Origin of the sequence: Nocardia miyunensis NBRC 108239, from assembly GCF_001613065.1 — a bacterium.
Taxonomy (GTDB): domain Bacteria; phylum Actinomycetota; class Actinomycetes; order Mycobacteriales; family Mycobacteriaceae; genus Nocardia; species Nocardia miyunensis.
In genome coordinates, this window is record NZ_BDBQ01000001.1 from 253,816 (window position 1) to 271,638 (window position 17,823).

Annotated in this window: 15 protein-coding genes and 1 pseudogene; 11 read left to right on the forward strand and 5 right to left on the reverse strand. The window is 66.1% G+C overall.

Annotation, left to right across the window (positions count from 1 at the left end; all coding sequences use genetic code 11):
• Positions 1 to 25: 25 nt before the first annotated feature.
• The 11 genes and pseudogenes from NM2_RS01145 to NM2_RS01195 all read left to right on the forward strand — a co-directional run bounded on the left by NM2_RS01145 (position 26) and on the right by NM2_RS01195 (position 11,962).
• Positions 26 to 1,003, forward strand: a complete 978-nt coding sequence (locus NM2_RS01145) for an MCE family protein (protein WP_369690289.1) — start codon at positions 26 to 28, stop codon at positions 1,001 to 1,003.
• Positions 1,000 to 2,163, forward strand: coding sequence for an MCE family protein (locus NM2_RS01150; protein WP_067662572.1), 1,164 nt, complete (start codon positions 1,000 to 1,002; stop codon positions 2,161 to 2,163). Before NM2_RS01145 ends, NM2_RS01150 begins: the two co-directional genes overlap by 4 nt.
• Positions 2,160 to 3,419 (forward strand): MCE family protein, encoded by a 1,260-nt coding sequence (locus NM2_RS01155; RefSeq protein WP_067662575.1) that lies wholly within the window; start codon positions 2,160 to 2,162, stop codon positions 3,417 to 3,419. The genes NM2_RS01150 and NM2_RS01155 overlap by 4 nt, the downstream gene beginning before the upstream one ends.
• Positions 3,416 to 4,564, forward strand: a complete 1,149-nt coding sequence (locus NM2_RS01160; protein WP_084530356.1) for an MCE family protein — start codon at positions 3,416 to 3,418, stop codon at positions 4,562 to 4,564. Before NM2_RS01155 ends, NM2_RS01160 begins: the two co-directional genes overlap by 4 nt.
• Positions 4,561 to 6,000, forward strand: coding sequence for an MCE family protein (locus tag NM2_RS01165; protein WP_067662578.1), 1,440 nt, complete (start codon positions 4,561 to 4,563; stop codon positions 5,998 to 6,000). The genes NM2_RS01160 and NM2_RS01165 overlap by 4 nt, the downstream gene beginning before the upstream one ends.
• The gene (locus NM2_RS01170) at positions 5,970 to 6,704 is read left to right on the forward strand and encodes an Rv1363c family protein (RefSeq protein ID WP_067663252.1); all 735 of its coding nucleotides are present in this window, start codon (positions 5,970 to 5,972) and stop codon (positions 6,702 to 6,704) included. Before NM2_RS01165 ends, NM2_RS01170 begins: the two co-directional genes overlap by 31 nt.
• Positions 6,701 to 7,750, forward strand: a complete 1,050-nt coding sequence (locus tag NM2_RS47075; protein ID WP_084530358.1) for an RDD family protein — start codon at positions 6,701 to 6,703, stop codon at positions 7,748 to 7,750. Before NM2_RS01170 ends, NM2_RS47075 begins: the two co-directional genes overlap by 4 nt.
• A 431-nt stretch (positions 7,751 to 8,181) precedes the next feature.
• Positions 8,182 to 9,690: a class I adenylate-forming enzyme family protein gene (locus NM2_RS01180; protein ID WP_067662581.1), complete on the forward strand. Its 1,509-nt coding sequence runs from the start codon at positions 8,182 to 8,184 to the stop codon at positions 9,688 to 9,690.
• Between the two features lie 25 nt (positions 9,691 to 9,715).
• Positions 9,716 to 10,021, forward strand: coding sequence for a hypothetical protein (locus tag NM2_RS01185; protein WP_067662584.1), 306 nt, complete (start codon positions 9,716 to 9,718; stop codon positions 10,019 to 10,021).
• The gene (locus tag NM2_RS01190; protein ID WP_067662587.1) at positions 10,014 to 11,111 is read left to right on the forward strand and encodes a CaiB/BaiF CoA transferase family protein; all 1,098 of its coding nucleotides are present in this window, start codon (positions 10,014 to 10,016) and stop codon (positions 11,109 to 11,111) included. The genes NM2_RS01185 and NM2_RS01190 overlap by 8 nt, the downstream gene beginning before the upstream one ends.
• Before the next feature lie 39 nt (positions 11,112 to 11,150).
• A pseudogene (locus NM2_RS01195) lies at positions 11,151 to 11,962 on the forward strand (crotonase/enoyl-CoA hydratase family protein).
• 248 nt (positions 11,963 to 12,210) lie between these two features.
• On the opposite strand, the gene NM2_RS01200 reads toward NM2_RS01195, so the two are convergent.
• From NM2_RS01200 to NM2_RS01220, 5 genes are all read right to left on the reverse strand, one after another.
• A complete protein-coding gene (locus NM2_RS01200; protein ID WP_067662590.1) occupies positions 12,211 to 13,050 on the reverse strand; it encodes a mycofactocin-coupled SDR family oxidoreductase in 840 nt (279 codons plus the stop codon).
• Positions 13,051 to 13,111: 61 nt separating this feature from the next.
• Positions 13,112 to 14,323: a CaiB/BaiF CoA transferase family protein gene (locus NM2_RS01205; RefSeq protein ID WP_067662593.1), complete on the reverse strand. Its 1,212-nt coding sequence runs from the start codon at positions 14,321 to 14,323 to the stop codon at positions 13,112 to 13,114.
• A gap of 51 nt (positions 14,324 to 14,374) precedes the next feature.
• Positions 14,375 to 15,856, reverse strand: a complete 1,482-nt coding sequence (locus tag NM2_RS01210) for an aldehyde dehydrogenase family protein (protein WP_067662596.1) — start codon at positions 15,854 to 15,856, stop codon at positions 14,375 to 14,377.
• A 220-nt stretch (positions 15,857 to 16,076) separates the two neighbouring features.
• A complete protein-coding gene (locus tag NM2_RS01215) occupies positions 16,077 to 17,270 on the reverse strand; it encodes a thiolase family protein (protein WP_067662599.1) in 1,194 nt (397 codons plus the stop codon).
• Positions 17,263 to 17,736 carry a Zn-ribbon domain-containing OB-fold protein gene (locus NM2_RS01220; RefSeq protein ID WP_067662602.1) on the reverse strand — a complete coding sequence of 158 codons (474 nt, stop codon included), beginning with the start codon at positions 17,734 to 17,736 and terminating at the stop codon, positions 17,263 to 17,265. The genes NM2_RS01215 and NM2_RS01220 overlap by 8 nt, the downstream gene beginning before the upstream one ends.
• Positions 17,737 to 17,823 lie beyond the last annotated feature (87 nt).

The following is a 17,823-nucleotide window of genomic DNA, read 5'->3' on the forward strand; positions in this document are numbered from 1 at the left end:
CAAGTTCGTCGTTTTCGCCGTAACTATGAGCCTTTTCCTCTTCGCCATCGTGGTCGTTTTCGGAAAGCTTCGTTTCGACAGCCGTTCGGATTATTCGGCAATATTCGACAATGTCTCAGGCCTGAAATCGGGTCAGTTCGTGCGCATTGCGGGGGTGGAGGTCGGCCAAGTCGCAAAGGTGTCGGTGACGGGTGACACCCGGGCACGGGTCGACTTCTCACTGGACAGCGACGTGACGCTGACCGAGGCGACGCGCGCACAGATCCGCTACGAGAACCTCGTCGGCGACCGGTACATGGAATTGAGCGAGGGTCCCGGACCGACCGACGGGCTGCCCCGGGGTGCCACCATCCCAGCCGACCACACCGCACCGGCCTTGGATCTCGATGCTGTCATCGGCGGCTTCCGCCCGCTGTTCAAGGCATTGGATCCCGGTCAGGTGAACAAACTGTCCTCGGAATTGATCGCCACCCTGCAGGGGCAGGGCGGCACCATCGCCGGAATCCTCGACCACACCGCGCAATTGACCGCCGCACTGGCCGACCACGACCAATTGATCGGCGAGGTCATAGCGAATCTGAATGCGGTACTCGGAACCGTCAACGACCGCAACAAACAATTCGACTCCCTGATCGACAATCTACAGTCACTGATCAGTGGCATCTCGAAGCAATCACAACCGGTAGCCGACGCATTGGCCCATATCGGCTCGGCGTCCGGGAACCTCGCCTCGCTGCTGAATGTCACACACACCGACATCACCTCGGATGTGACCCAGCTGGGCACGGTGAGCGGCAATATCGACAACGACCACGACTACGTCGACGGGCTGTTGTCGCGGCTGCCCTCCGATTACGCCCGATTGAGCAGGCTCGGGCTCTACGGCGACTTCTTCAGCTTCTATCTCTGTGATGTCACGCTGAAGGTCAACGGGCCGAAAGGCGATCCCGCGTATGTCAAAATCGCCGGTCAGCGAGCGGGAAGGTGTACTCCACCCAAATGAGCGCAGCAGCGAATGCATTCCGGATCGGGCTGATCGGACTGGTCGTCACCGTGGCGACGGTCCTGACCGCCCAGAATTACGACAAGGTCGCCTATCTGGGCGCACACCGCGAATATCGCGCACAGTTCGCCGAGGCGGCGGGCCTGAAAGCGGGTTCGCCGGTGGAAGTCGCGGGCGTCCAGGTCGGGAAGGTGTCGAGTCTGCAACTCGACGGCACCACGGTGCTGGTCCGATTCTCCGCGGACGGCGTGCGGCTCGGCACCGACACCGAAGCCGCCATCAAGACGCACACCGTGCTGGGCAGCAAGATGCTCGAGCTACGCCCCCGTGGGCGCGCCGAACTCGGGCCGAACGCGATCATCTCGACCGCACACACCTCGACGCCGTACCTGTTGACCGACACACTCGGCGATCTGACCACCACCATCAGCGGGTTGAAGACCGACGATCTGACCAACGCGCTGAATGTCCTGAGTGGCACGCTGGACAAGGCCCAGCCCGATCTCGGCGCCGCGCTCGACGGGGTGACCCGGTTGTCGACGTCGATCGATAAGCGCGACGATCTGTTGAAGGATCTGCTCTCCAACGCCTCGGCCGTCACCGACGTGCTATCCAAACGCAGCACCCAGCTCAACGCGCTGATTCTGGACGGCAACGTACTGTTCCAAGCACTCGACGAGCGACGCCAGGCATTGTCGGTCCTGCTGACGAACATCGCCGCGACCTCGCGGCAGCTCTCCGGGCTGATCGCGGACAACAGGCAGCAACTCGGCCCGGTCCTGGACCGGTTGAACGGCGTCGCCGATCTGCTCGACAAACGAAAGAAGGAGATCGAGAAGACCCTGCTGCCACTGAGTCAGTACGCGCTCTCACTCGGTGAATCGGTCGCCTCCGGGCCGTTCTTCAAGGCGTATGTCGGCAACCTGCTGCCGGGACAGTTCCTGCAGCCGTTCATCGATGCCGCGTTCGCCAAGACCGGCGTGAATCCCGGAATTCTCGGCGGTCCCGTGCACAACGCCGGCGGCAGCATCACGCCACCCGTTTCCGCGCCCGGACCCAGCACTGCGGCGCCGCCCGCATCACCACCGTTGCCGCCCGCCCCGCCCCTGCCGGCGATCCCGCCACTACCCGCGATCCCGGGGATCGGAGGTCCGCGATGAGGATTCCCATCCCTGCGGGGTCGCCGATTTCCCGCCGCATCCTGATCCGTCTCGGCGCCGTTGTCCTGGTGGCGGTGCTGGCCGCCACCGGGTGGTACATCCATTCGATCCTGACTCGGATCGATGTCACCGCATATTTCACCAACACCGACGGCCTCTACGAGGGCGATGACGTCCTGCTCCTGGGGCTGAAGATCGGTCGCATCGACCACATCGTGCCGGACGGCCGCCGGATGAAGGTCAGCTTCCACTACAACTCCTCGGTCGAGATCCCCCGCGGCGCCAAGGCCGTCATCCTGTCGCCCTCGCTGGTGTCCTCACGCGCCATCCAGCTGACCCCGGCCTACAGCGGCGGACCGCAGCTGGCCGACGGCGACACCATCGATATCAGCCGGACCGCCGTTCCGGTCGAATGGGACGATTTCCGCAAGCAGCTCGAGCGGCTGACGCAGTCGCTCGGCCCGACCGGCGACCAGCCGGCCGGGCCGCTCGGGTCGTTCATCAACTCCGCGGCAGATGCGTTGAAGGGCAACGGAAATCGACTCAACGACACCATCACGAAGCTGTCCGACGCGATGAGCACGATCGCCGGCAGCCGCAACGATCTGTTCAGCACCGTCCGCAATCTGCAGGTATTCGTCAGTGCGCTGGCCGCCAGCGACCAGCAGATCGTCGAGATCAACGGGCATCTGGCCTCGGTTAGCCAGGTACTGGTCGATTCGGACACCCAACTGTCCACGGCCCTGTCCGATTTGGACGCGGTCACCGCCGATATCCAGCAATTCGTGGCCGACAACCGCGACCGGCTCCAGCATTCAGTCGATCAGCTCGCCTCGGTCACCACGATGCTGAACGACAACAAAGCGACCGTCGAACAGATCCTGCACGTCGCGCCGAACGCCTTCGCCAACTTCTACAACATCTACCAGCCGGCGCAGGGCGCGCTGACCGGCGCGCTCGCCGTCCCCAACATGGCGAATCCGGTCCAATTCATCTGCGGCGCAATCCAGGCCGCCAGCCAACTCGGCGCAGCCGCGGCCGCGAACTTGTGCGTGCAGTACCTGGGACCGGTGCTGAACAGCATCAAATTCAACTACCCGCCGGTCGGTGTCAATCCGGTGATCGGCGTCCAGGCACGACGCGACCAGGTCGACTTCAGCGAGCCATTCCTCAACCCCTATCCCGGGGGCGCCGGTGCAACGGTCGCAGCGGACAGCGGCCTGCCCGGGTTGTTCGGCCGGACAGGACAGCGATGACCACTTATCGGAAATTCCGGCGTCCACGTCGCGCACCCGTCACGGCATGCTGTGCGGTGGCGCTACTGCTGATCAGCGGTTGCGGACAGTGGCGCGGCCCCAACTCACTACCGCTACCCGGCGCGGAAGGACACGGCGCCGGCTCCTGTCACATACAGATCCAGATGCCGAATGTCACTGCGATAGAAGAGAATTCGCGGGTCCGGGTGGCCGATGTGAATGTGGGCTCGATAACCCGGATCCAGCGTCAGGGCTGGCACGCACTGGTCACGGTAAGCATCGATCGTGGCGTCGTGCTCCCCGCCAATGTGACCGCGGCGATCGGGCAGACCAGCCTGCTCGGCAGCCAGCACATCGAACTGGCCCCGCCGACCGGGGTGCCGGCAACCGGGCAGCTACACGACGGTGACGTCATACCGCTCGAGCGTGCCGGCCAGTATCCGACCACAGAACAGACCCTCGCCACGGTGTCGATGGTGCTCAACGGCGGGGGCCTGGGCCAACTGCAGCAGATCGACAAGGAACTGAACGCCGCGCTGACCGGCCACGAAGCGAGCCTTCGCAACCTGCTCGACCAGTTGAACACCTTCACCGATCGCCTGCAGCGGCAGAGCGGCGACATCGTCGCAGCGATGGCCGGGTTGAACCATCTGGCCGATACCGTGAACCGCCAGAACGATGTCCTCGCGAATGCGTTGCGGGCCATACCGCCGGCATTGCAGGTACTCGACCAGCAGCGCGACAACCTCATCACGGCGACCACCGCGGTCGGCGACTTCGCCGATACCGCCGGCAATATCGTCACCAGCAGCCGCGACGACATCATCGCCAACCTGCGCAACCTGCAACCCGCCCTGACCGGCCTGGCCGACGCGGGCCAAGACCTGACCCGATCGCTCGGCTTCTACACCACGCTTCCGTGGCCGGAGATCAGCATGCCGAAATGGGTCCGTGGCGACTACGCGAATCTCAGCGCCACCATCGACCTCACCCTCGGCCGCCTCGACAACTCCATGATGCAGGGCACGCCGTGGGAAGGGCAGCTCACCGCCCTGGAAACGACGCTGGGACGCACGCAGAGCCGCCAGCCCGGGCTGGGCACCCCCAACCCGTTGACCGGACCTGTATCGGGGGGTCACCGATGAAGCTGACCACGTTCGTCCGTACCCAGCTGATCATCTTCACGGTGCTCACGGTCATCTCGCTGACGGTCATGAGCGTCCAGTTCATGCAGATCCCGGCGCTGCTCGGCGTCGGCCGATATCAGGTGAAGGTGGAGCTGACCTACAACGCCAATCTCTACAAAACGGCGAACGTCACCTACCGCGGGGAGACCGTCGGCCGGGTGGTCGACCTGCAACCCGATCATAACGGCGTCACTGCGACCCTCAGTATGTTCAGCCGCATCAAGATTCCCGCCGACCTGGACGCGGCCGTGCACAGCCGATCCGCAATCGGCGAGCAGTACATCGATCTCACACCACGCACCGACGCGGCGCCATATCTGCGCGACGGCGATGTCATCCCCGTCGACCGGACCTCGGTGCCGCAGGACATCGGACCGCTGCTCGACACGGTCAACCGTAGTCTCGACGCCCTGCCGCAGGGCAATCTGCAGACCCTCATCGACGAGAGCTACAACGCCTTCCACGGCACGGGTCCCTCGCTGGCCCGCCTGCTCGACGCGTCGCACGCACTTGTCGGCGCCACCCACGACAATCTGCCCGCGATCACTTCGCTGCTGACCGATTCCGAGCCGGTACTCGACGCCGTGCAGGCCAGCGACCCCACGATCCGGTCGTGGGCACACAACGTCGCCTCGCTGACAGGGCAGCTCTCCGCCGATGACAAGCAGGTGCGCGATTTGCTGGTATCCGGCCGCGCCGCCGCCGACCAGGCCACAGCGCTGTTCCAGCAATTGCGCCCGACAACGCCGATCCTGCTGGCGAACCTGGTCAGCCTCGGCCAGGTGGCGGTCACCTACAACCCGTCGCTCGAGCAGGTACTGGTGCTGCTGCCGCAGGCCGCGAGCGCGATGGACGTCGTCACCTATCCGAATCGGAAATCCACCCACGCCGGGTATCTGTCGTTCAACCTCAACCTGAACCTGCCCGAACCCTGCACGGTCGGCTACCTGCCCGCCACGCAGCGCCGCGACGGCAGTGCGCAGGACGCCCCGACCCGGCCCGCTCAACCGCTCTATTGTGCACTGCCGCAGTCCGCCCGAGATGTGGTCCGCGGCGCGCGCAACTACCCGTGCATGGGTCATCCAGGCAAACGGGCTCCGACCGCGCAGATGTGCGACAGCGATGAAAACTATCGGCCGCAGGGCACCAACCCCTGGATCGGCGAGAGCCGGCCATATCTCGACAACCCGCAGTATCGGCCGAGCGCGTACCGCGAGGTCGGACCATCGCCGGACGAGGCGAAGCCATCGGTCGCCGTTGCCCGATACAACCCTGGCGACGGCTCCTACGTGGGCCCCGATGGGCGCAGCTACACCCTGGAAAATGTCGCGCCGGCGGCCGCGGCAACACGGAAGGAGTCGTCATGGCAGATGATGCTGACACCCACCCGGTGAGCGCCGAGCGGGCCGACCTGGAGGCCGCCCGTGCCGAAGCACTCGCCGCACAGGAGGCCGCCCTCGCCGCGCTGGCCGCGGCCGAGGCGGCGAGGGCCAAGCTCGAACAACAGCTCACCCGCACCGCCGCCGGCGAGGTACCCGAATCCGCGGCCCGGACGGATCCACGAACCGAGCCGGATTCGACACCGACACCGGACCCGAAGACCAGGAGGCGCAAGCGATATCTCGCCGCCGCGGCGCTGACGGCTGCGGTCACCGTCGCCGCCGCCGGAGCCAGCGTGTATCTCACGGTGGCACACCGCAATTCGGTCCACGAGGCCGATACTCGACTGGCCTACGTGCAGGCCGCCCGGCAGGGGGTGGTCAATATCCTCAGCGTCGACTTCAACTCCGCGCAGAACGACGTACAGCGCGTCCTCGACGATGCCACCGGGGGGTGGCGTGACGAATTCACGCCACAGGCACAGCCTTTCATCGACGTCGTGCAGAAGGCGAAGGTTGTGACCACCGCCGAGATCACCGCGGCCGGGCTGGAACACCTCAACGGCGACGGCACCGCACAGGTCCTCGTAGCCGCCCACTCGAAGGTGTCCAATTCCGCCGGTGCGAGCAATGAGCAACGGACCTTCCGGCTCCGGGTAACCGTCGCCCCCGACGCGGGACGACTGAAGATCGCAAAGATGGAGTACGTGCCGTCATGACCACTCAGGTGAGCGATACGACAGCGACCACACCGGAAACCGATCCGGGTCTCGACACCGCGACCATCGAGAGCACAGACATCACAGGTGACGCGGATGCGGCCGAGCCCCCCGTCGGCGCCGGCACCCCGGGTTCCGAGTTCGCGAGCTGGCGGGCACGGGCGCTGGCCTTCGCGACCGACACCGCCTGTCCGGCCGCTGTCATCGCGGTGGCGCTGCTGACCGCGACCGTCGCCGCGTCCGATGCCTGGGTGCAGGTGCCCGCCGTCGTCGTCGCGGCGGCGGTTGCGGCCGCGACGATCTGGAATATCGGATACCGGCAGGGCAGAACCGGGCGCACGATCGGCAAGACGCTGTTCGGCATCTGCACCGAACGGACGCCCGGTGCCGGGCCGCTGGGTGTCGTCCGTGCACTGTTCCGGGAGACCGCCCACGTCGTGGACACCGTCCCGCTGCTGGTCGGCTGGTTCTGGCCGCTGCGCGATGCCCGGTGCCAGACTTTCTCGGACAAGCTCGCCGATACGGTGGTGGTGGCCGCAGCGGTCTCCGATGCCGACCGGTCCCGTGCGCGCACAGTGGCGCTCGGCGGTTTCGCGCTGTTGGCGCTCGTGACCGTCGGCCTGGCCGCGACCCAGTACACCGGCGAATACTCGCGCGATAGCGCGACCGAACAGACTCGCGCCGACGCGGCACGGATCGCTGGCGACGATGCTGTCGCGATGCTGTCCTACAAGCCCGATACCGTCGAATCCGACCTCTCCGCCGCCGCGGGCAAGCTCACCGGGGACTTCCTGCGCTACTACCAGGACTACACGACGAAAGTGGTCATTCCGGCCGCCAAGGAGAAGAAGGTCGACACCCGGGCTCGTGTGACCGGATCAGCGGTCCTGTCCGCTGACGATCGGCACGCCACCGTACTGGTGTTCATTGATCAGACGACGACGACCGCGGACGATCCGCAGCCAGCGGCGATGTCCAGCACGGTGCGCGTCGATCTAGTCGAGATCGGGCACGACTGGCGGGTCTCCCAGTTCGAACCCATATAAACCCACCGAGATCCGATGATGCCGCCGGACCCGAACCACTGAATCTCGACCGCGGAGATCCCGCAAAGATGAGGGTGGGGTACCGCTCGGCCGGTTGCCGGTTGAGTACAGGGCCGCGAACGCGCGATGGCCGAGGCGGCGGCACTCGAATTTGACATACATTGTCAGATCGACCCTATGGATCGCTACGGCCAACCGACGGAGCAGACCGGTCGGCGACCATTCACACGCAGCATCTCGCGAATTCCGCGGAAGCAGCAGCCCGGCGCAAATATAGACAAGGTGTCAGATCATCGTCTAATGTGTCGTGGCAGAGACCCCAGGAACACACCATTTGGTCATCGTGCCGGACGCGCCCGCTCCGACACCGGTTCGCCCGGCCGGGCTCGCGTCGACGATGCCGCACCGAACATTGCCGATCGGAATACACGATGACGATCTCCCTTCTACTCGACATGGCGGTTGGCGCGAACCCCGACCGCGTGGCCCTCACCGCGGGTGAGCGATCCCTGACCTACCAGCAGTTCAGCGACCTGGTCCAGGGCGTCGGCACGGCGCTGCGCCGATCCGGCGCCGAACACCTCGTCTATTTGGGCGGCTCCGGTATCGAGCTTCCCGCACTCCTGTGGGGCGCGGCCCACGCCGGAATCCCGTTCGTACCGGTCAACTACCGGCTCGACACCACCCGACTGGTCCGGCTCATCGAGCGAGTCGACAACGCGCTCGTCATCGCAGCACCCCGCTACGCCGAATCGGTTGCCCACGCCGACGCCACCGTCGAAACCACGGACACATTCTTCGCGCGGGCGGGGGCCGGGGCGCTGCCCATCGCCGATGTCGATCCCGAGAGTCCGGCGGTCATCCTTTTCACCAGCGGAACCACCTCGGAGCCCAAGGCGGTCGTGCTGCGGCACAGCAATCTGCTGAGCTATGTCATGGGCACCGTCGAATTCGGCTCGGCGGATCCCGCGGACGCGACGCTGGTGAGCGTGCCGCCGTATCACATCGCCGGAATCGGGACGATCCTGACGAACTTCTATGCGGGCCGTCGGATCGTGTATCTACCCGATTTCGACGCGCACGAATGGTTGCGCCTGGTCCGCGACGAGGCCGTCACCTCCGCCATGGTGGTGCCCACCATGCTCGACCGGATCGTGTCTGCGGCGGGTACAACGGTCACCGACGCACCGACACTGCGGTCGCTGTCCTACGGCGGCGCTCGCATGCCGCGCCCGACGCTGGAGGCGGCGCTGCGCGCGTTCCCCGGCACCGGATTCGTCAACGCCTACGGTCTGACCGAGACCAGCTCCACCATTGCCCTGCTCGGCCCCGAGGATCACCGGGCCGCGCTGGACAGCGACGATCCGACCGTCCGGGCCCGGCTCGGCTCCATCGGGCGTCCGGTGCCGGACATCGAAATTCTCATCCGCGACGCCGACGGGCAGCCGGTCGGCGTCGGCGAACAGGGCGAACTGTGGGTTCGCGGGCCGCAGGTCTCCGGCGAATACATGGGCTTGGGATCGGTGCTCGACGCCGAGGGCTGGTTCCCCACCCGCGACCTGGCATATCAGGACGCCGACGGTTTCCTGTTCATCGTCGGCCGCAACGACGACACGATCATCCGCGGCGGCGAGAACATCGCACCTGCCGAAATCGAGGACGTCCTCATCGACCATCCGACGGTGCGGTCGGTCGCGGTGGTTGGAGTTCCCGACGAACATTGGGGGCAGGCGATTCTCGCCGCCGTGGTGCCCGAAGGCGATGATCTGCCGGATCCCGAGCAGCTGTTCGAATTCGTGCGCTCCCGGCTGCGCTCCTCACGCACGCCGGACCACCTCGTCTTTCGCACCGAACTGCCGGCCACCCCGACCGGAAAGATCCTGCGCAAGGACATCGTCGCCGATTATCTCGCGAACGCGACCACCGATTCGGTCCGCTGATTCGCACCCCCGGAAAGGAGTAACAATGGTGAAATCCGGAACCCGGTTACGGAGTCAGGTCTGCAGCACGGAAGTGATCGTGGTGCGGGCCGGCGACGACACCGCGGAATTGCGCTGCGGCGGATTCCCGATGGTCGACCTGGACCGGCCCCGGGAATCGGGGCCGAGCCTGTCCGAGGAATTCGCGGGTGGCACTCTCATCGGCAAGCGTTATGTCGATGCGGACGGCACCATCGAGGTGCTGGTCACCAAGCCGGGCGCGGGCGCCCTGGGGCTCGGCGACGCCGCTCTGTCGGTCAAGACCGCGAAACCGCTACCAGCCAGTGACTGATGCGGAGCAGGCGTGCGGTGCCGGCCCGCTGGCCGGGGTGCGAGTCGTCGAGCTCGCGGGCATCGGTCCCGCACCGCATGCCGCGATGACACTTGCCGATCTGGGCGCGGACGTCGTATTGATCGAACGCCGAAATCCTGAGCGCACCGACCACAGGCCCGCCCAGCAGCGTGGGCGCACCCTGGTCGAGGCCGATCTGAAGAATCCGGCCGACCGCGAGCAGATCCTGTCCCTCCTCGAACGGGCCGACGTGCTGCTCGAGGGTTTCCGGCCCGGAGTCACCGAGCGTCTCGGGATCGGCCCTGAGGTGGCGCTCGACCGTAACCCACGACTGATCTACGGGCGCGTCACCGGCTGGGGACAGACCGGTCCGCGCGCCCAGCAGGCCGGCCACGATCTCAACTACATCTCGATCACCGGGCTGCTGCACGCCGTGGGCCGGGCCGGTGAGCGGCCGGTGCCACCGCTGAACCTGTTCGGCGATTTCGGGGGCGGCTCGATGTCCCTGGTCGTCGGCGTCCTCGCCGCACTGGTCGAGCGGCAACGCTCCGACCGGGGCCAGGTCATCGACGCCGCGATGGTGAACGGGGCTCCGGCCCTGGGGCACCTGCTGTGGTCGATGCGCGCATCCGGCCGCTGGTCCGACGAGCGGGGGGCCAATATCTTCGACGGTTCCGCACCGTTCTACGACACCTACGAATGTCGCGATGGCCGCTATGTCGCGGTGGCCGCGCTGGAGCCGAAGTTCTTTGCCGAACTGCTGCGCATTCTCGGCCTGGACCCGGAAACCCTTGGCCCGCAAAGAGATCCGGCCAGCTGGCCGCGCATGCGAAGAGCCTTCGCCGAGAAATTCGCCAGCCGCTCCCGAGACGACTGGGCGACGTTGTTCGACACCGCCGACGCGTGTGTGACGCCGGTACTGACGATGGCCGAAGCCCAGGACGACGAACATATGCGCGCCCGGGGCGTATTCATCGACGTCGACGGCATCGTACAACCGGCGCCCGCCCCGGTCTTTTCCCGGACTTCCCCGGCTGTCCCCTCGCCGCCACCGCACCGGCCGGTGGACATCGCAACAGTATGGAATTGAATCCGCCCGCACCAGCGGACCAGAAGACAGGGATCCCACGTGACGAATACCGAAACCGAGGTCGCGGCGCCGATCGTTCTCGTCGAACGCCACGACCACGTCCTGCTCATCACGCTCAACCGCCCACAGGCCCGCAATGCGGTCAACGCCGAGATGTGCGTTCGGGTCGGGGATGCGCTGGAAGCGGCCGACAATGATCCGGAGATCCGCGCGGTGGTCCTCACCGGCGCCGGCGACAAGGCGTTCTGCGCGGGGGCCGACCTGAAGGCGATCTCGCGCGGTGAGGCGGTGATTCCGAAGGACTGCGAGCACTGGGGGCTGGCCGGTTACGTATCGCACCCGATCAGCAAGCCGACCATTGCCGCGGTCAACGGGCCTGCCCTGGGTGGTGGCACCGAATTGGTGCTCGCCAGCGATCTGGCGATCGCCGCCGACACCGCGAGTTTCGGCCTGCCCGAGGTGACCCGCGGACTGATCGCCGGTGCCGGTGGCGCGTTCCGGCTGCCCACCCGGCTGCCGCAGGTGGTGGCGATGGAACTGCTGCTCACCGGGGACACGATCAGTGCCGAACGGGCCCTGGAATTGAATCTGGTCAACCGCGTGGTCCCTGCCGCGCAGGTGCTGGAGCAGGCGCTGAATCTGGCCCAGCGTATCGCGGACAACGCACCGCTCGCGGTCCAGGCCACCAAGCGCATCGCCCTGGGGCAGAGCAGCGGCGGCGGCCGGCCCGGCGAGGAGCGCGGCTGGGCCGCCACCACCGCGGAGTTGTCCGGCGTCGCGTTCTCCGAGGATGCACAGGAGGGCCCCGTGCCTTCGCCGAAAAGCGCAAGCCGGTATGGACAGGGCGCTGACTGTCGGTCCTCGCCATCGCTCCTTCGGAGAAAGCGCTGGGTGCCCGGATATATTATACGGGCACCCAGCGTTTCACTTTATCCCCCGCGCACCGGCCCGGAGGCTCATCGCCGCGAGATCGCGAGCCCCATACCGGTAATCCACTTCTCCACTGGTTCGTAGGCCACACATTCGAACGGTTTCCCGCCGCCGGCCGCGCCCGCGAACGTTCGGGCAGCGGAAACCGTATTCTCGTGCGGTGGTCGTTCTAACGACGAGTCGCCATTCCGGCGTCGACGTTGAGCGTGCTCCCGGTGAACGAGCGCCCCGACTCCGTGATCAGGAACAGGATCGCCTCGCTGACGTCGCGCGGTTCGATCATCGGCAGGTCGGGAAGCAGGGTCTGCATAGCGTTGGCCAGGTTCGGGTATTCACCGAGCACGTTGAACAGCTCCGGATTGTCCGTCACCATCGGGGTCGCGCAATTGGTCGGCGCGACCCCGTTCACGCGAACGTGGTACTGGGCAAGATAATTCGCATATTGCCGGACCAGTCCGGTCAGCGCGAGTTTCGCCGCACCGTAGGCGTCGTCGCCGCCTTTCCCGTTGCCGAGTCCCAGCATGGCAGCCATCGAACTGGTCACCACGATATTGCCGTCTCGGTGGCCCTGCCCGCCGCGCTCGATCAGATGCGGCAAAGCGACGCGAATCGTGTTCCAGGGCCCGATCAGCAGCAAATCGATACCGACGCGGAACGCCTCGGCCGGATCACGCTCTTTCGTGTTGCTCAGCAGCACACCGGCATTGGCCAGCACGGTGTCGATATGACCGAACCGTTCGACCCCCGCGTCGAATGCGGCCTGCAACGAGGCCAGATCCCGAATGTCGGCCGTGCGCGCGAGCATCGACCGGCCCGCCTTCTTCACCAGCCGGACGGTCTCCTCGAGGTCCTCGGCGGTACCGAGGTTGTACGGAACCAGGTCGATGTTCTCGCAGATGTCGACACCGACGATGTCGGCGCCTTCCTCCGCGCACCGGATCGCATGCGATCGGCCCTGTCCACGCGCGGCGCCGGTGATGAAAACAACCCTGTTTTCCAGCTTGCCCACTGTCTTGTCCTAATCTGTTGCAGGGATACGGATTCCGCGGCCGGGCGAGTGGGCGGAATCGTCAGGTGACGGCCCCGGCCTCTTTCAGCGCGATGATCCGGTCCCAATCCAGCCCCAGCTCCTGCAGCACGTCATCGGTGTGCTCACCATGGCCGGGCGCCGCGCGCAGCACCGGGGGTGTCTCGTCGAACTGCACCGGATTGGCCGCCAGCGCGAACGTGTTGCCGTTGGCATCGGTCACCTTCGGTAGATAACCATTGGCGGTCACCTGCGGGTCGTCGTGCAGTTCGAGGGCCGATTCGAATACGTCCCACACCCCGTCGAAATCCTCCAGTTGCTTGCGCCAATGCTCGAGCGGCTGAGATTCGAAAGTCCGGCGCAGTTCCGCAGTACATTCGCGACGGTTGGCGAAACGGACGCGAGCATCCGTGAAACGCTCGTCGGAAACGAGATCGGATCGGCCTATGCGCACGCACAGATCGGGCCAGAAGCGGTCGGACTGCAACAGCACCAGCGCCACGAACCGGTTGTCCTGGGTGCGATAGATACTGGTCACCGGGTTGGGCATTTCCTCGAGGTCGTATTTCGGGATATCCGAGCCGATCACCTTGGAACCCACCACATCCGGCCCCAGCTGCCACAGCGCCGTCCCCAGCAGCGACACATCCACGACCGAGGCCTGACCAGTCCGCTCCCGCTTGTACAGAGCGGCGGCGATACCGCCGGCGATGGCGAATCCGCCGAACACATCACCGAAGGCCGGGCGCTGTATCGGCGGATAACTACCGTCGCCCGCTGCCAGCGCGTCACCGATTCCACCGCGCGCCCAATAGGCCGCGAGGTCGAATCCGCCGCGGTCGGCCTGGGGTCCCTTCGGCCCATAGCCATGCCCGCGCGCGTAGATGATCTTGGGATTTCGCGCCCGGATCGAGTCCAGGTCGACGCCGAGGCGCTGCTGCGAACCCGGCAGCAGATTGGTGGCGAAAACGTCCGCCTGCTCGACGAGCTTGTGCAGGACTTCCAGTCCCTGCGGGTTGGCGACGTCCAGGCCGATGCTGCGCTTGCCCCGGTTGGGTTGCTCGATGAAGTGGTTCACACCGGTCGCACCGGCCACCACCCCGGAATTGACCAGACCGCGCTGCGGATCTCCGGTTTCCGGGTGTTCGATCTTGATAACGTCGGCGCCCCAATCCGCCAGCACCGCACCCGCGGACGGCACGAAGGTCCATGCGGCGAGTTCGACGACTTTCACACCTTCGAGAATCGGCTCCATTCGACCGGAGTCCTTTCTTCACTTCTCTGTTCCGGGAACGCCCCTGAGGGGTCAGCGGAATCCGACAACCTTTGTCTGCAAGTACTGTTCGAAGCCTTCGCGACCGTTCTGGCGGCCCAGGCCGCTCTGCTTGTAGCCGCCGTACGGCGAATCGGCGCCGTAGAACATTCCGCCGTTGACCATCAATGTGCCGGTACGGATTCCCCGTACGACCGTGTCGACCCGCTCGCGGTCGTCGCCCCAGACGGAACCGGACAGCCCGTACGGACTGTCGTTGGCGATGCGGATGGCATCGTGGTCGTCCTCGAACGGGATGACCGCGAGTACCGGGCCGAAGATTTCCTCGCGCGCGATGGTCATCGTGTTGTCGACGTCGGCGAACACCGTCGGCCGCACGTAATATCCCTTGGCCGAATGCTCGGGGCGGCCACCACCGATGGTGATCCTGGCGCCCTCCGACTCGCCCTTGGCGATGTAGTCGAGCACCCGGTCGCGCTGGCGCGCGTTGATCACAGGACCGACGAAAGTGGCCGGATCGGCGGGATCACCACACGAAATGCCGGCGAATGTCGCGGTCGCGATCTCGACCGCCTCCGCGTAGTGCGTGCGCGGCACCAATAAGCGCGACGGCAGGGCGCATCCCTGACCGGCGTGCATGCAGGCGATCATCGATTGTGGAATGACCGCACCGAAATCGGCGTCGTCCAGTACGACCATCGCGTTCTTGCCACCGAGCTCGAGGAAGGTCCGTTTCAACGTCGCCGCCGAGAGCTCGACGATGCGCCTGCCGACCGCCGTCGAGCCGGTGAACGACACCATATCCACCCGCGGATCCACCAGCAGCCGCTCGGCGACACCGTTGTCCGAGGTCGTCACCACGTTGAATACCCCCGGCGGGATATCGGTCCGCTCGGCGACGAGCCGGCCGATACGCGTGGCGCTCCAGGGCGTATCCGGGGCGGGCTTGAGAATGACCGTATTCCCGGTGGCCAGAGCCGGCCCGATCTTGTTGAGGGCGACTTCGACCGGAAAGTTCCACGGCGCGATGGCCGCGACCACACCGATCGGCTCCTTGGCCACCCGACGGTGACTGACCGCACCGAACAACTCGGTATCGGGCAGCATCCGCTCCCACTCGAATTCGTCGATGAGTTCGGCCGGGTAGCCGATCCCGTCGGCCAGCGGCCAATCAAGCTGGGCCATATAGGTGATGGAGACCGGCGATCCCGCCTCGGCGACCAGTTCGGCCCGGAACGCTTCCTTCTCCTCCTGCAGCGCCTCGTGCAACTGCCGCAGGCAATGCTTGCGGAGTTCCCGATCACCGGCCCAGGTCCCCTTGTCGAATGCCGCGCGCGCCGCCGCGATAGCGCGGTCGATGTCCGCCACACCGGCGTCGGCTGTGTCGCCGATGACCTCCTCGGTTGCCGGATCGACGTTATCGAAGCGAGCACCCGAAGCCGCGTCGGTGAGGACGCCGTCGATCAGCATGCGGACTTCGCCGCGGGCGATTTCGGATGTGGTGGTGGCTGTCATGGTCGCCGAGACTCCTTCGTGTCGGACGAGGCACCGGAATGCGACGCTCGGCGTGGCGTGCGTCACAATCGACTATATATAGTCATATAATTAAAATCAATGTTCTCTATATCTGAAGAGCTCTCACCCCGGCGGCAACTGCCCGCGCAGGAGCAGCCAGGCGATCGTGCGTACCAGATCCTGGATCGGATCGACGAAATCCAATGTCATGCGGCGGCCCTCACTCACGCCGGCTGACCAGCATGGCCCCGGCCACGGGGCCCCCACCGACCGCCACCGCCGCCAGTTCCGGAGTCTTGCGCACCTGCCGGTCGCCGCCTTCACCCCACAGCTGGACGCAGGCTTCGTGCAGGAATCCCATACCGTGCAGGCGGCCACCGGAGAGCTGACCACCGCTGGTGTTCAGCGGCAGCTCACCGTCCAGGGCGATGCGATGCCCGCCCTCCACGAATTCACCGACGTGGCCGTGCTCGCAGAATCCCAGCGCCTCGAGCCACTGCACCGTCAGGAAGCTGAAGCCGTCGTAGAGCTGGGCCATGTCGACGTCGGCCGGGCGCAGCGTGGTGCGCTCCCACAGCGTGGTCGCGGCGTCGTGCGCGGCCATCGTCGTGATGTCGGCGCGCTGATCCCAGGTCGCCCGTTCGAACATGCCCGTGCCGACGGACTCGACCGTCAGCGGCGGCTTCGGCAGACCGGCCGCGGCCTCGCGCCGGGAGATGATCACCGCACTGGCGCCGTCACAGGGCACATCACAGTCGTAGAGGCAGAAGGGATCCGAGATCATCCGCGCCTCGAGGTAGTCGTCCAGGGTCATGGGGGCGCGATAGACGGCGTCGGGATTGAGTCCGGCGTTGTTTCGGGCGTTCACCGCGATGGCGCCGAGTTGCTCGCGGGTGAGCCCGAAATCGTGCATGTAGCGCTGGGCCACCATGGCCAGCCAGTTCGCCGCCGATACCGCACCGAAGGGGCCGAAATACTCCAGATGGTCGGGCAGCCGGCCACTTCCAAACAGCACCGACGCGCGCCCGGCGGTCTGCGCTGTGGACTCCCACACCGACCGATACACCAGAACGTGTTCGGCCAGACCGGTGGCCACGGCCATGCAGGCGTCGATCGCCGGGCCGATCTGCCCCGCTGTCTCCATACTGCTGGTGAACCACCGGCTGCGCAGTCCGAGTGCGTTACGCAGCTCGTGCACCGTGGCACCGGAGAATCCGGGATCGGGCACGCCCGGCCCGGGATAACTTGCGACACCGTCGATGTCGCCGGGATCCAGACCCGCGTCCGCGATCGCCCGCAGCGCGGCCTCGACCGTCAACTCCAGACCGCCGCGTCCGAGACGTCGGCCGACCTGGGACTTGCCGGCGCCGGTCACTACAGCTTTGCGCCCGAACAGACCACTCGGCTCACTCATCGCTCACTCCTGCCGCAGGACGGAACAGGGGGAGCCAGATATCGTCCCACTGCTCGAAGAACACCTCGACCTCGAGGCCGACCGACATCTCCTCCGGCGCCACCCCGACCACATTGCTCACCACTCGAACATCGGACTCTTCGGCCAGTTCGATCATCGCCACGACGTATGGTGGCGGGAATCCCGGGATCCAGGGCTGCCGATTCACGGTGAACGCGGCGACCCGGCCCCGGCCGGAGACGGGCTCCGGGGTCACATCGGTGCTCCGGCAGCGAAAACAGGCCGCCGATCCGGGGTGAAACCATCGCTTGCAACTGCGGCACCGGTAGATCAGCAACCGCCCGTCGCGGCCCCCGGTCCAGAACGCCTCCGACACCGCCGTGGGCGCGGGCAACAGCCGCACCTCCGGACGAACGTATTCGACGGCGACTGCACTGCCGTGCGCCGCGCCATCGGCCTGCTCCATCAACTCGAGTCACATCCCGTGTCCGTGCGGCACGTCGTCACGATCGGCCGCAGCCACTTGATCCTCTTCACTCTAAAGCGCTTCTGA

Coding starts and splice junctions, on each gene's coding strand:
- NM2_RS01180 (WP_067662581.1), top strand. CDS start 8,182: ATGACGATCTCCCTTCTACTCGACATGGCGGTTGGCGCGAACCCCGAC.
- NM2_RS01215 (WP_067662599.1), bottom strand. CDS start 17,270: ATGAGTGAGCCGAGTGGTCTGTTCGGGCGCAAAGCTGTAGTGACCGGC.
- NM2_RS01220 (WP_067662602.1), bottom strand. CDS start 17,736: ATGGAGCAGGCCGATGGCGCGGCGCACGGCAGTGCAGTCGCCGTCGAA.
- NM2_RS01185 (WP_067662584.1), top strand. CDS start 9,716: ATGGTGAAATCCGGAACCCGGTTACGGAGTCAGGTCTGCAGCACGGAA.
- NM2_RS01210 (WP_067662596.1), bottom strand. CDS start 15,856: ATGACAGCCACCACCACATCCGAAATCGCCCGCGGCGAAGTCCGCATG.
- NM2_RS01160 (WP_084530356.1), top strand. CDS start 3,416: ATGACCACTTATCGGAAATTCCGGCGTCCACGTCGCGCACCCGTCACG.
- NM2_RS01170 (WP_067663252.1), top strand. CDS start 5,970: ATGGCAGATGATGCTGACACCCACCCGGTGAGCGCCGAGCGGGCCGAC.
- NM2_RS01155 (WP_067662575.1), top strand. CDS start 2,160: ATGAGGATTCCCATCCCTGCGGGGTCGCCGATTTCCCGCCGCATCCTG.
- NM2_RS47075 (WP_084530358.1), top strand. CDS start 6,701: ATGACCACTCAGGTGAGCGATACGACAGCGACCACACCGGAAACCGAT.
- NM2_RS01150 (WP_067662572.1), top strand. CDS start 1,000: ATGAGCGCAGCAGCGAATGCATTCCGGATCGGGCTGATCGGACTGGTC.
- NM2_RS01145 (WP_369690289.1), top strand. CDS start 26: ATGAGCCTTTTCCTCTTCGCCATCGTGGTCGTTTTCGGAAAGCTTCGT.
- NM2_RS01165 (WP_067662578.1), top strand. CDS start 4,561: ATGAAGCTGACCACGTTCGTCCGTACCCAGCTGATCATCTTCACGGTG.
- NM2_RS01205 (WP_067662593.1), bottom strand. CDS start 14,323: ATGGAGCCGATTCTCGAAGGTGTGAAAGTCGTCGAACTCGCCGCATGG.